Source organism: Nonomuraea sp. NPDC050478 (assembly GCF_044458265.1).
Classification (GTDB): Bacteria; Actinomycetota; Actinomycetes; order Streptosporangiales; family Streptosporangiaceae; genus Nonomuraea; species Nonomuraea ferruginea.
The window spans coordinates 25,648-38,514 of the sequence record NZ_JBITHT010000011.1 but is presented as its reverse complement, the minus strand read 5'-3'; the positions used below and the strand labels follow the sequence as shown (position 1 = coordinate 38,514).

Here is a 12,867-nt window from a genome sequence, read left to right as displayed (position 1 = left end):
CGTACGGTAAGACGAACGGAGGGCACCGGGAGTTTCAGACCAGGACCTGGACGACCCCGGTGATGGCGAGCTGGAGGAGCGCCAGCGGCACCAGGACGGCCCAGGCGAGCTTCTGCAACTGGTCCTCACGGAAGCGCGGGAAGGTCACGCGCAGCCAGATGACGACGAAGGCCAGCGCGAACACCTTGACCAGGGTCCACAGCCAGCCGGGCAGCAGCGGCCCCTGCCAGCCGCCGAGGAAGAGCACGCTGGTCAGGAGCGACAGGACGACGATGCCGGCGTACTCCGACAGCATGAACAGGGCGAAGCGCATGCCGGTGTATTCAGTCATCGGGCCCATGATGATCTCGGACTCGGCGATCGGCATGTCGAACGGCGGCCGGCGCAGCTCGGCCAGCCCGGCGACGAAGAACACCACGCCGCCGATCGCCTGCCACGGCAGCCACCACCACTGCCACGCCTCGACGATGCCGGGCAGCGACAGCGTGCCCGCCGCCATCGCGACGGAGGAGGCGGCCAGCACCAGCGGCAGTTCGTACGCGACGAGCTGGGCGGCCGCCCGCATGCCGCCGAGCATCGAGTACTTGTTGGCCGACGCCCAGCCGGCCATGATCGCGCCGAGCACGCCGACGCCCATGACCGCGAGCACGAAGAACAGCCCTAAGTCGAGGTCGACCCCGACGAACCCGTCGTCGAGGGGGATGGCGATCAGCACCACCAGGTAGGGCACCAGCGCGACACCGGGGGCGATCATGAAGACGCGTCGGTCGGCGGCGGCCGGGATCACGTCCTCCTTCTGCATGAACTTGACGCCGTCGGCGATGAGCTGCGCCCACCCGTGGAAGCCGCCGGCGTACATGGGCCCGAGGCGGGACTGCATGTGAGCCATGACCTTGTGCTCGGTCTGCCCGACGACCAGCGGCAGGGCGAGGAAGACGACCAGGATCACGGCGAAGTGCAGCACCACGTCAAGCATCGGGTGACCCCCAGTCGGCCGGCACGCCCGGCGGCAGCGTCTTGCGGCGGCTCGGCGCGCCGTGGCCGGACTCGCCGGGCTCCTTGGCCCCCGGCCACTGCTTGGCGACGCGGGCGGCCAGGATGAAGTCCTTGCGCAGCGGGTGGCCCTCGAACCCGTCGGGCAGCAGCAGCGGCACCAGGTTCGGGTGGCCTTCGAAGATCACGCCGAACATCTCGTACGTCTCGCGCTCGTGCCAGTCGGCGCCCCGGTAGACGCCGACGGCGCTGGGCAGGCGCGGGTCGTCGCGCGGCACGGCGGTGCGCAGCAGCAGGCGCTCGCGGGTGTCGGGGTTGTAGACGTGCGCGACCACCTGGAACGCGTCCGGTGGCTCGTCCACGCCGGTCAGCCAGTCGAAGAAGGCGTAACCCAGCCCGTCGCGGACGTGGGTGAGCAGCTCGATCCAGTCGCCGGGGGCGACGTCGACGACGGTGTCGCCGAAGGAGTCGGTGACCTCGGCGCGGCCGTCGAGCGGCCCGGCGGCGAAGCCGGTCACGACTCCTCCCCTTGCGAACGCGACCAGAGGTAGCGGTCGCCGAGCTTCTCTCCGGCGATCTTCTCCTGCAGCTTCGTGATGCCGTAGAGCAGCGCCTCGGGGCGGGGCGGGCAGCCGGGCACGTAGACGTCGACGGGCACGATCTGGTCGACGCCGTTGGTGACGCAGTAGGAGTCCCAGTAGGGGCCGCCGGTGTTGGAGCAGGCGCCGAACGAGATGACGTACTTCGGGTCGGGCATCTGCTCGTAGAGGCGCTTCACGGCCGGGGCCATCTTGTCGGTGACCGTACCGGAGACGATCATCAGGTCGGCCTGGCGCGGCCCGTTGGCGAACGGGATGACGCCGAACCTGATGAAGTCATGGCGGCTCATCGAGGTGGCGATGAACTCGATCGCGCAGCAGGCGAGCCCGAAGTTGAACACCCACAGGGAGTAGCGGCGGCCCCAGTTGAGCACGAACCGCATGGGCTTGGGCGCGAGCCGCGAGACCGGCCCCACCGTGGGCATCGGGAGATCCGTCGCTGCCATACAGCCATTGTTGCGCGGATCAGAGGCGAGAGCTACGTCCAGGTCAGGACGCGTTTGCGCCAGGCGTAGAGGATGCCGAGGGCGATGACGCCGAGGAAGACGAACATCTCGACCAGTGTCGTGACGCCGTAGCCGGGCGCGTCGAAGACGGTGGCCCACGGGAAGAGGAAGACGGCGTCCACGGCGAACACCACGTAGAGGTAGGTGAAGACGTAGTAGCGGACCTGCGACTGGGCCCAGCCTTCGCCCACGGGGTCGACGCCGCACTCGTAGCTGGTCAGCTTGTCGGGCGTGGGCCGGGTCGGGCGGAGCAGCCGGTTGATCATCAGCGCTCCGGCCACGATGGCGACGCCGATCGCGAGCAGGACCGCGACCAGCGCGTAGGACCCGTAGTAGCCGTCCATGAACGCGATGGTAACCCAGTCAAAGCTAACGCCCCATACCCCCAAATATGAGCAAATCACAAGATCTGCCCCATATGCTCAGATTTATGGCTAAATCTCGATCTTTGGGAGGAATCGTCCTGCTGGCCCTGGCCGCCTCCGGGTGCGGGCTGGCCTCGGCCACTCCGCAGCAGCAGGACACCCGGGTCCCCGCCGACCCCACCAGGATCGAGTTCGTCGACCCCGCCGCCGTGGCCGGGCTCGCGCCCCGCACGGTGAGCGGGGACGACCCCGTCACCAGGCGCGTGCGCATCAGCTACCCCGAGCTGGACGACGCCGCCCCGCTCAACGAGAAGCTGCGGGCGGACGCGCGGCGGCGGCTGCGCGAGTTCCGCGAGACCGCCCGCGGCCTGTCCCGCCCTGAGCTGAACGTCGACTGGCAGCTCGCCGCCGCCGGCGACGCGATCGGGGTGCGACTGCGGGCCGGCCGCTCCCACGGCACCGGCTGGGACCACGCCACCACGACGTTCTGGTACGACACGAACACCCGCCGGGCCATGGACTCCACCGGCCTGCTGAACGGGAGCCCCGCGCTGCACGAGGTGGCCCGGCTGGTCAAGGCCGGACTCGGCGACCGCGGCCCGGAGGTGGACCACGGCCAGGTGACACCCAGCCGCGACCGGTTCGACTCGATGGCCTTCAACGCCGAAGGCGACCTGGTGGTGGAGTTCGACGACTGCGAGCTCGGCCCGTGCTCGCTCGGCAGGCTGGCCGTGGCCGTCCCCGCCGACCAGGCGTGGCCGCTGCTCTCGGACACCGGACGACGCGCCCAGCGGGCCGCCCGCCTGGCCGGGCAGCAGGTGGCCGAACCACCGGCGGCGGCGCCCTCCCCCGCGCCCGCCGCCGCCAGCAACCGGGCCGGCACCGTCGACTGCACGGAGGCCAAGTGCATCGCCCTCACCTTCGAGGACGGCCCGGGGCCCGAGACCGGCAGGCTGCTCGACACGCTGCGGGAGGCCGGCGCCCGCGCCACGTTCTTCGCCGTAGGCAGCAACGCGGCCCGCGAACCCGGCCTGCTGCGCCGGATGAGCGCCGAGGGCCACCTCGTCGGGAACCACTCGTACGCGCACCGCGACCTGGCCCGGCTGCCCTCCAGCAAGATCTCCGACTCGCTGGCCCGCACCGAGGACGTGGTGACCGCGACGATCGGGCGGCGGCCGACGCTGGTGCGGGCCCCGTACGGATCGGTCAGCACCGAGCTGCGCAACGTCGCCCGCGAGCAGGGGCTGACGCTGGTGGGCGCCGACCTCGAAACCTTCGACTGGCGCGACAGGGACTCCGCCGAGATCGCCGACCGGGTGGTGGAGCGGGCGCACCGGGGCGCGATCGTGCGCCTGCACGACACTCGCGACACGACCGTCACCGCGATTCCGGACATCCTTGAACGGCTCGCCGGAAAGGGATACACCTTCGTCACCGTTCCAGAGTTGTACGGGACGGCGGGGATGCAGGCTGGGCAGCTCTACGAGTCAGGGATCTCACCCGTGCGCAAGCAGCCCCTGACTTAGGTCATGCGACAGGGGGACGTATAGTTGGCGCTCGTGACCCGAACTGTCCTCTTCGCGCGCCTGCATGTAGACCTCTGCAGGCTTGCAGCGGGGCTGTGTCGCCCTTCTGCCGCCGCATCCTGAATTTCACTGCGTTTACCCGCTTTGGGCGGTGTGCAAACGCGCGACCTCCCGAGGATCTAGCATGGAAAAAGAGAACGCGCCAGAAGCGATGCGCTCAGGCGCGTCGAGGAGGACTGAGCTGTGACCAAGCAGGTTCAGCAACTCGATCGGGTGATCATCCGGTTCGCCGGTGACTCCGGTGACGGCATGCAACTCACCGGTGACCGGTTCACCGCGGGCACCGCCGAGTTCGGCAACGACCTGTCCACGCTGCCCAACTTCCCCGCCGAGATCCGCGCCCCGGCCGGCACCCTGCCCGGCGTGTCCAGCTTCCAGCTGCACTTCGCCGACCACGACATCCTCACCCCCGGCGACGCCCCCAACGTGCTGGTGGCGATGAACCCCGCCGCGCTCAAGGCCAACCTGGCCGATCTGCCGCGCGGCGCGGACATCATCGCCAACACCGACGAGTTCACCAAACGCAACCTGGCCAAGGTCGGGTATGCCGCCAGCCCGCTGGAGGACGGGTCGCTGGCCGAGTGGCGGGTGCACGCCGTCCCGCTCACGTCGTTGACGGTCAAGGCGCTGGAAGACTTCGACATCAGCAAGAAGGACGCCGAACGCGCCAAGAACATGTTCGCGCTCGGCCTGCTGTCCTGGCTCTACCACCGCCCGACCGAGCAGACCATCAGCTTCCTGGAGACCAAGTTCGCGCGGAAGCCGGAGATCGCCAAGGCCAACATCGCCGCCTTCCAGGCCGGCTGGAACTTCGGCGAGACCACCGAGTCGTTCTCGGTCTCCTATGAGGTGAAGCCGGCCCGGCTGGCGCCGGGCGTGTACCGCAACATCTCCGGCAACCAAGCTTTGGCCTACGGCCTGATCGCCGCCGCCGTCCAAGCCCGGCTGCCCCTGTTCCTGGGGTCGTATCCGATCACCCCGGCCTCGGACATCCTGCACGAGTTGTCGAAGCACAAGCAGTTCGGCATCCGCACCTTCCAGGCCGAGGACGAGATCGCCGGTGTCGGTGCGGCGCTCGGTGCGGCGTTCGGCGGCGCGCTCGGGGTGACCACCACCAGCGGTCCCGGCGTGGCGTTGAAGGCCGAGACCGTCGGGCTGGCCGTCACCACCGAACTGCCGTTGATCGTGGTGGACGTGCAAAGGGCGGGCCCGTCGACGGGGATGCCGACCAAGACCGAGCAGACCGACCTGCTGATGGCGTTGTTCGGCCGCAACGGCGAGTCGCCGGTGCCGGTCATCGCGCCGATGTCGCCTTCGGATTGTTTCGACGCGGCGGTGGAAGCCGCCCGCATCGCGGTGGCCTATCGGACGCCGGTGATGCTGCTGTCGGACGGGTATCTGGCCAACGGGTCGGAGCCGTGGCGGCTGCCGGAGGTTGCCGCGCTGCCGGACATCAGCGTGCCGTTCACCACCGAGCCGAACGGCGAGGACGGCGCGTTCCTGCCGTTCCAGCGGGACCCGGAGACTCTGGCCCGGCCGTGGGCGATCCCCGGCACGCCCGGTCTGGAGCACCGTATCGGCGGTATCGAGAAGGCCGACGGCACGGGCAACATCTCCTACGATCCGGACAATCATGACCGGATGGTGCGGTTGCGTGCGGCCAAGGTGGCCGGCATCGACGTGCCGGACGTGGCCGTGGACGACCCCGATGGGGACGCGCGGGTACTCGTGCTCGGGTGGGGTTCCACCTACGGGGCGATCGCCGCTGGGGTGCGGCGGGTGCGGGCGGCGGGCGGGAAGGTGGCCCAGGCGCATCTGCGGCATCTGAACCCGCTGCCGGCCAACATCGGTGAGGTGCTCAAGCACTACGACAAGGTGTTGCTGCCGGAGATCAACCTGGGTCAGCTGGCGTTGCTGCTGCGGGCCCGGTTCCTGGTCGACGTCATCAGCTACAACCGGGTGCGCGGGCTTCCGTTCAAGGCCGAGGAACTGGCCGGAGTGATCCAGGACGTGATCGACAGTGACTGAACTGATCAACGGCAAGGGCCTGTCGCTGGTGCCCAAGACCGACACCAAGCAGACCCTGAAGGACTTCAAGTCCGACCAGGAAGTGCGCTGGTGCCCCGGCTGCGGCGACTACGCCATCCTGGCCGCCGTCCAGAGCTTCCTGCCCGAACTCGGACTCAAGCGCGAGAACATCGTGTTCGTCTCCGGGATCGGCTGCTCCTCCAGGTTCCCGTACTACCTCAACACCTACGGCGTGCACTCCATCCACGGCCGCGCGCCCGCGATCGCCACCGGGCTGGCCGCCTCCAGGCCGGACCTGAGCGTGTGGGTGATCACCGGTGACGGGGACGCCCTGTCGATCGGCGGCAACCACCTGATCCACGCGCTGCGCCGCAACGTCAACCTCAACATCCTGCTGTTCAACAACCGCATCTACGGGCTGACCAAGGGCCAGTACTCGCCCACCTCCGAGGTCGGCAAGGTCACCAAGTCCACCCCGATGGGATCGCTGGACAAGCCGTTCAACCCGATCTCCCTGGCCCTGGGCGCCGAGGCGTCGTTCGTGGCCCGCACCCTGGACTCGGACCGCAAGCACCTACAGGCCGTGTTGCGGGAGGCGACCGCGCACCGGGGCGCGTCCCTGGTGGAGATCTACCAGAACTGCAACATCTTCAACGACAACGCCTTCGAGCCGTTGAAGGACCCGGAGCTGCGTGACGACATCACGTTGAAGCTGGAACACGGCCAGCCGATCGCCTCAGCCTCCAAGGCCGTCATCCGGGCCGCGAACGGAAGCCTGGAGGTCGTCCCCCGCGACAGCGTCGAACAGGACCGGGTCCTGGTGCACGACGCGCACAACCCCGACCCGTCGGTGGCGTTCGCGCTGTCCCGGCTGGACGAACCCGCGTTCGACCACGTACCGATCGGGATCTTCCGCAGCGTGGACCGCCCGGCCTACGACACGCTGATGACCAGCCAGCTGGAAGAGGCCGTGGCGCAGAAGGGCCAGGGCGATCTGGCCGATCTGCTGATGGGCGGCGACACCTGGCGCATCGGCTGACCATGCCGTTCCTGAGGCGCCGCCGGATCCCCGGCGGCGCCTCAGATGCGTGAGAGCACCCGGTCGCTGACGAAGCAGAGCATGCCGAACTCCCTGGCCCGGCGGCAGGCGAAGTCGGTCAGCTCGTCGCTGTCGGCGTAGTCCAGCGCGTACAGGTCGAGCCCGAGGCCGAGCAGGCGTTCGGCGACGGTAGCGTGCGCCTCCAGCACGTCGTCAGGCCAGGGCGCGTAGCTCTCGGTGTCCACCCAGCGGGCCGAGAAGGACTCGAAGAGCACGCCGTCCACCAGGTCGGCGAGCTCGGGCAGCAGCCCGAACCCCCGGTTGGCCAGCAGGTAGCCGGGCCTGGCCTCCTCCTGGACGGCGGCGATCAGCAGCAGCAGGTGGGGCAGGTCGTCCGGGTAGTTGTGCTCGATGTTGAGCGTGTCCAGGAACAGTCCGTGGAAGCCCTTGTCCATGGCCTGGACCGCCTGGTCGACCACGTGCGCCACCCAGCGCGGGTCGCCCACGTGCACGAACGCGCCGCCCCAGTCGGGGTTGCGCTCCTCCCGGTGCCACGGCGCGGGCGGACCGACGTCCTCGGTCAGCGACAGGTAGCCGAGCGTCCGCACGCCGCGCTCGCGCAACAGGTCCAGCTCGGTCCGCGAGTAGAAGTCGGCCTGCAGGACGACCATGTCGAAGCCGGAGAGCCGGTCCACCTCCCCCGCCCCGTAGTAGAACGCGATCGGCCTGGTCATGTCGTCCACGACTCCCGGTACCAGGCGTACGTCCTGCGCACGCCTTCCTCCAGCCGGACGCGCGGCTCGTACCCGGTGAGCCGGCGCAGCAGCGTGAGGTCGGGGCAGCGGCGCGCGACCGATCCCGCCGGGGCGGGCAGCTCGCGGACGGCGGGGCTGATCCCGGCGATCCGCAGCACGAGCTTGGCCAGGTCGCCGATGTTGGTCTCCTCCGTGTCGTCGCCGATGTGCACGATCCGGCCGGCCGCCTCGGGGGTGTCCATGAGCGTGATCACGGCGTCGGTGGCGTCGTCGACGTGGCAGAAGGCCCGGCTCTGGTCCGCGCCGTAGAGGTCGAACGGGTCCTCGCCGCGCATGGCGCGCAGCGACAGCTCGGGGATGACGTGGTCGGCGCCCATCCGCGGGCCGTAGACGTTGTGGAAGCGGCCGACGACGGCGGCGAACCCCCTGGCCCGGGCGGTGTGCAGGACCGCCGCCTCGCCGAGCATCTTGGAGATGGCGTAGGTGTGGCGCGGCGAGCCGACGTCCTCGATCATCAGCGGCACGCTCTCCGGCGTGGGCACGGGCACCACGCCGGCGCTGACGCCGCCCGCGTACGCCTCGCTGGTGGAGGCGAAGAACAGCCGCGTGCCGGGGGCGATCCAGTCGAGCAGGTGCATCAGGGCCAGCGTGTTGACCCTGATCACCCGGGCCGGGTCGGACTCGACGTTCCGCACGCCGACCACGGCGGCGAGCATGTAGACGTGGTCCCAGCGATGCTCCAGGGCCGCGTACGAGGCCGGGTCCGTGAGGTCGGCCGACCTGATCTCGACCTGGCCGGCGAGCCGGGTCAGCGTGGGGTCGCGGCGGCCACGGGAGAAGTCGTCGACCACGGTGACCTCGTGCCCGGCTTCGAGCAGCCGCGCGGCCAGGTGGAGTCCGATGAACCCGGCGCCGCCGAGCAGCAGTGCCCTCATGACACGCGCCCCTTCGTGCGGTAGCCGATGCCGGCGTAGCGGACGCCGCGCGCCGTGACGGCGGCCTCGTCGAGGATGCGCCACGAGTCGAACAGCACCCGCACGCCCGAGCCGGCCAGCTTGTCGTCGACCTCGATCTCCCGGTAGTCCGGATGGTCGTTGATCACGATCACGGCGTCGGCGTCGGCGAACGCCTTGTCCAGGCTGACCGGCTCGCCGCCGTAACGGCGGATGACCTCGTCGGCGACCAGCGGGTCGTGCCCCCGTACGGTCAGCCCGGCGGCGGTGAAGACGGGCATCATGTCCGCGATCGGGGTGCCGCGCATGTCGTCGGTGGCGGGCCAGCCCTTGTACGCCCAGCCGAGCACGGACAGCCGGACCCCCTCGGTGCGGCCGAACTCCTCGCGGACCAGGCCGACGACCCGCTCGGCGACGTGGCCGGGCAGGCTCTCGTTGAGCGCCCGCGCCCGGCTCACCAGGTACGGTCTGCGCGACATGCTCGCGAGCATCAGGTACGGGTCCTTCGTCAGGCAGCCGCCGCCCACGTAGCCGGGCTTGGCCAGGTCGGGCCGGGGATAGTCGAGGTTGGTGGCCCTGATGACCTCCAGCGGGTCGAGCCCGTGCTGCTCGGCGATGAGGGCCAGCTCGTTGCCGAAGGCGTAGATGACGTCGGTGTGGCAGTTGTTCGACAGCTTGACCATCTCGGCGGTCTCCAGGCTGGAGACGGGGACGATCTGGTCGGCCAGCCCGGCGAACAGCTCGACGCCGGCGCGCAGGCTCTCCTCGTCCAGGCCGCCGATCACCTGGGGCAGCTCGACCAGCTCGCGCAGCGCCTGGCCCTGGATGGTGCGCTCGGGCGCCATGACGAGCCGGGGGCGGGCCCAGCGGGCGGCCAGGGCGGGCAGCACGACGTCGCGGCTGGTGCCGATCGGGACGGTGCTGCGGACCACGACCAGCGTGTCCGGGTCGCACCGGCGAGCGACCTCCTCGGCGGCGGCGGCCAGGTTCTCCAGCCGTGGGGTGCCCGTGGGGAAGTCCACCGGCGTGGACACGGACAGGATGATCGCGTCGAGCGGCTCTGCGGGCAGGTGGTCGCCGACGAAGATGCGCTCGCCGAGGAGCTCGGCGAAGGTCTCCGCCACCCCCGGCTCGTAGACGTGGACGCGGCCGCTGGACAGCGCCTCGACCACGGGGGCGCTGGTGTCGACCCCGACCACGGTGTAGCCGTTGCGTGCCATGGCCGCGGTCAGCGTCAGCCCCACGTAGCCCATGCCTACCACGCCGACTGTCTTCGGCATCGGACGCTCCTTTCCTCTCACTTGGATGCACAAGGCGGGCTGACGCGGTCGAGGTCGACCACGGTGACGTTTCCCGCGATTGCGTGCCTGCGGTAATGGGCGCAGGCGGCCTCGACGTTCGCCGGGTCCACGGCGTAGTCGGTGGCGAGCACGGCCTTGCCCAGGGCTTTCAGCGCGAGGGTGTCGGCCAGGTTCTGGTCGCACCACTCCTCGCGGCAGGGGTCGTCGGTGGCGCGGAAGAACAGCTCCTCCATGCCGATGCCGTCGATCGCGTCCGCGTACCCGGGGAAGTGCCGCAGCTCCGGGGAGTTCTGCGGGACGATCGCGAATCCGGGGCGGCGTTCCTTGGCGTGGCGGCTGATGCGGATGACCAGGTCGGCCATCTTCCGGCCGAGGGTGGCGCGGGTCTCGCCGGGCACCCTCGCCAGGTCGATCTCCTCGTACGCGAGCGGGGTGTCGAGGTAGACGCCGTCGAAGCCGGTCTCCAGCGCCCGGTCGAGCCGAGGGCGGACGACCTGCTCCCACCAGCGCTCCTCCCAGTAGCGGGCGAAGTGCTCGTCCGGCCAGTCGGGCCAGGTGTGCAGGAGCAGGTCCTGGTCGACCTCGGCGAAGTCCGTCCTGAACTCCTCGATGGAGCCGATCTCGAAGTACGCCAGCACCAGCTTCCCGGTGGCGCGTACGCGGGCGATCTCGTCGCGGGTGAAGTACCCCGCGACGGTGCCGTCACGGGACAGATCGACGACGGCGAGCCGCTGCGGCGCCCGCGCCACCCCGTCCAGCAGCCCTTTCGGATACCCCTGCAGCACATACGTGAACGACGCCACATCCCCCAACTCCGGCGCCCCCCGCCCTTCAGCGGGCGCGGGCGCAGCCCGGACACACCCCCCCAACACCACCAACGCCGCCCCGACCACCAACACCGGCGCCACCGACACACGCGGCCGCGCAGGACGGCCCGACGCGCGCCCCCGGACCTCAGGACCCGGCCGCGGGAACCCACCCGACGCGAGAGATCGCGGAGATCGCAGAAGCGAACGCGCGAACCCCTTCGACCTGCGTCCCCACACCACACCCGCCGACGGGCGCGGTCGTGTGGAACCGCCTGGCTCGCGTTCCCCCTTCGCCCTTACCGGCAGGCTCGGGCGGGAGGAAGCCGGTGTGAGGCTTGGGGCGCTCATAGCATGGCCTTGATCGAGTCGGGCAGGGGGAACTCGGGTTGCCAGCCGAGGACGTTCCCGATGCGGGTGAGGTCGGCGCGGCTCCAGGTGACGGTGGCCGAGCGGCCGGCGGGGGGTGCGCTCTCGCGGATCTCGCCGGTGAAGCCCGCCTCGCCCGCGAGCAGGGCGATCGCCTCGCGGACGGGGACGGCCCGGCCGCCGCCCACGTTGAAGACCCGTTCGGGCAGGTCGGGCGCGAAGGCGGCGCTCACGACGGCGCGGCCCACGTCGCGCACGTCCACGAAGTCGCGGTACGCGCCGAGCGGGCCCAGGTCGAGGTCGCGCACCCCGCTCGCGAGCAGGTCGCGGGCCCGGCCGAGCACGCTCTCGCCGGTGAGGCCCGGCCCGACCGGGTTGAAGACCCGCAGCGACGCCCCGTCGACCCGGCCGTCGGCGGCGGCCTGCTCGACCAGCTGGGTCCCGGCCAGGTGGCTGATGCCGTAGCCGCTGACCGGCCGGGCCGGGTCCTGCTCGTGGACCGCGTGGCCGGGCGGAGTCGGCCCGTACTCGGCGGCCGAGCCCAGGCGGACGAACCGGGCGCCGGGCGCGGCCTGGGCCATCGCCTCGATGATGACGGCGGTGGCCAGCGCGTTGCCCCGCATCAGCTCGTCGTACCCGCCGGACATCCGCCCGGCGCAGTTGAGCACGACGGACGGGCGGACGGCGCGCAGCAGGCCGGCCACGTCGGCGGGCCGGGCGGCGAGCAGGTCCAGGTCCGCCCGGCCGGGGCAGTGCAGGCCGGACACCCGGCCGTCCCGTGTCAGCAGGTCCCTGACCTGCCGCCCCAGGAAGCCGGACGCGCCGAAGAGCAGGACGTCCGTCATCGCACCGGATCCCTGGACGGCAGCAGCTGCGGCCTGATCTCGTCGAAGCGCGCGTTGGCCTCGTCGTAGTCGTCGGGCCGCCCGATGTCGAGCCAGTAGCCGTCGAACTCGTAGATGCCGGGCGGCCTGTTCCGCGCGAGCAGGTCGAGGACGAGGTCGTCGAAGCCGAACGGCATCCCCTCGGGGTAGTGGGCGATGGTGTCCCTGGACAGCGCGTACACGCCCATGCTGACCAGGTAGCTGAGCAGCGGCTTCTCCCGGAAGCCGACGATCCGGCCGCCGCTGGCCTCCAGCACGCCGAAGTCGATCTTGACGACGCGCGGCGAGGTGGCCACGGTCAGCGGCGCCGCGGAGGCGACGTGCCGGGCCAGCAGGTCGGCGTAGTTCAGGGTGGTGAGCACGTCGCCGTTCATCACCAGGAAGTGCTCCGGCAGCCGGTCCCTGATCGGGAACAGCGGCCCGATCGTCGACAGCGGAGCGAGCTCCTCGGTGAAGTCGACCGACAGCCCCCAGCGCGAGCCGTCGCCGACGAACGCGCGGATGAGCGGGCTGAGGTGGCCGACCGCCAGCGTGGCGTGCGTGAACCCCTGATGGGTGAGCTGCTGGAGGATGATGTCGAGGATCGCGTACTCCTCACCGATCGGCACCAGCGGCTTGGGCAGGGCGGAGGTGTACGGGCGCAGGCGGACCCCCTTGCCGCCCGCGAGTATGACGACGTGCAT

Annotated in this window: 13 protein-coding genes; 3 read left to right on the top strand and 10 right to left on the bottom strand. The window is 70.6% G+C overall.

Annotated features, from left to right (window positions below):
- Positions 1-34 precede the first annotated feature (34 nt).
- The 4 genes from nuoH to ACIBF7_RS40690 are packed head-to-tail and all read right to left on the bottom strand — an operon-like array spanning position 35 to position 2,442.
- Positions 35-976: an NADH-quinone oxidoreductase subunit NuoH gene (nuoH, locus tag ACIBF7_RS40705; RefSeq protein WP_219546857.1), complete on the bottom strand. Its 942-nt coding sequence runs from the start codon at positions 974-976 to the stop codon at positions 35-37.
- Positions 969-1,511 (bottom strand): NADH-quinone oxidoreductase subunit C, encoded by a 543-nt coding sequence (locus ACIBF7_RS40700; protein ID WP_148036477.1) that lies wholly within the window; start codon positions 1,509-1,511, stop codon positions 969-971. The genes nuoH and ACIBF7_RS40700 overlap by 8 nt, the downstream gene beginning before the upstream one ends.
- On the bottom strand, positions 1,508-2,017 hold the full coding sequence (locus tag ACIBF7_RS40695) for an NADH-quinone oxidoreductase subunit B (RefSeq protein ID WP_219546954.1): 510 nt from the start codon (positions 2,015-2,017) through the stop codon (positions 1,508-1,510). The genes ACIBF7_RS40700 and ACIBF7_RS40695 overlap by 4 nt, the downstream gene beginning before the upstream one ends.
- Positions 2,018-2,070: 53 nt before the next feature.
- Positions 2,071-2,442: an NADH-quinone oxidoreductase subunit A gene (locus tag ACIBF7_RS40690; protein WP_148036475.1), complete on the bottom strand. Its 372-nt coding sequence runs from the start codon at positions 2,440-2,442 to the stop codon at positions 2,071-2,073.
- A gap of 104 nt (positions 2,443-2,546) precedes the next feature.
- Between ACIBF7_RS40690 and ACIBF7_RS40685 the strand changes: the two genes are divergently transcribed.
- From ACIBF7_RS40685 to ACIBF7_RS40675, 3 genes are all read left to right on the top strand, one after another.
- On the top strand, positions 2,547-3,989 hold the full coding sequence (locus ACIBF7_RS40685; RefSeq protein ID WP_345483242.1) for a polysaccharide deacetylase family protein: 1,443 nt from the start codon (positions 2,547-2,549) through the stop codon (positions 3,987-3,989).
- A 243-nt stretch (positions 3,990-4,232) separates the two neighbouring features.
- Positions 4,233-6,077, top strand: a complete 1,845-nt coding sequence (locus ACIBF7_RS40680; RefSeq protein ID WP_364232706.1) for a 2-oxoacid:acceptor oxidoreductase subunit alpha — start codon at positions 4,233-4,235, stop codon at positions 6,075-6,077.
- A complete protein-coding gene (locus ACIBF7_RS40675) occupies positions 6,070-7,116 on the top strand; it encodes a 2-oxoacid:ferredoxin oxidoreductase subunit beta (protein WP_364232703.1) in 1,047 nt (348 codons plus the stop codon). The genes ACIBF7_RS40680 and ACIBF7_RS40675 overlap by 8 nt, the downstream gene beginning before the upstream one ends.
- 41 nt (positions 7,117-7,157) lie before the next feature.
- Here the strand turns inward: ACIBF7_RS40675 and ACIBF7_RS40670 are convergent, their stop codons facing one another.
- The 6 genes from ACIBF7_RS40670 to ACIBF7_RS40645 form a co-directional block, all read right to left on the bottom strand.
- Positions 7,158-7,850, bottom strand: coding sequence for an endo alpha-1,4 polygalactosaminidase (locus ACIBF7_RS40670; RefSeq protein WP_271279883.1), 693 nt, complete (start codon positions 7,848-7,850; stop codon positions 7,158-7,160).
- Positions 7,847-8,806 (bottom strand): NAD(P)-dependent oxidoreductase, encoded by a 960-nt coding sequence (locus ACIBF7_RS40665; protein ID WP_148036470.1) that lies wholly within the window; start codon positions 8,804-8,806, stop codon positions 7,847-7,849. Before ACIBF7_RS40665 ends, ACIBF7_RS40670 begins: the two co-directional genes overlap by 4 nt.
- Positions 8,803-10,104 carry a nucleotide sugar dehydrogenase gene (locus ACIBF7_RS40660; protein WP_271279885.1) on the bottom strand — a complete coding sequence of 434 codons (1,302 nt, stop codon included), beginning with the start codon at positions 10,102-10,104 and terminating at the stop codon, positions 8,803-8,805. Before ACIBF7_RS40660 ends, ACIBF7_RS40665 begins: the two co-directional genes overlap by 4 nt.
- Positions 10,105-10,121: 17 nt before the next feature.
- Complete coding sequence (locus ACIBF7_RS40655) at positions 10,122-10,928, bottom strand: endo alpha-1,4 polygalactosaminidase (RefSeq protein ID WP_271279886.1); 807 nt, start codon at positions 10,926-10,928, stop codon at positions 10,122-10,124.
- A gap of 350 nt (positions 10,929-11,278) precedes the next feature.
- Entirely contained in the window at positions 11,279-12,145 is an 867-nt protein-coding gene (locus ACIBF7_RS40650) for an NAD(P)-dependent oxidoreductase (protein WP_219544923.1), read from the bottom strand.
- Positions 12,142-12,867: a sugar phosphate nucleotidyltransferase gene (locus ACIBF7_RS40645; RefSeq protein ID WP_148036466.1), complete on the bottom strand. Its 726-nt coding sequence runs from the start codon at positions 12,865-12,867 to the stop codon at positions 12,142-12,144. Before ACIBF7_RS40645 ends, ACIBF7_RS40650 begins: the two co-directional genes overlap by 4 nt.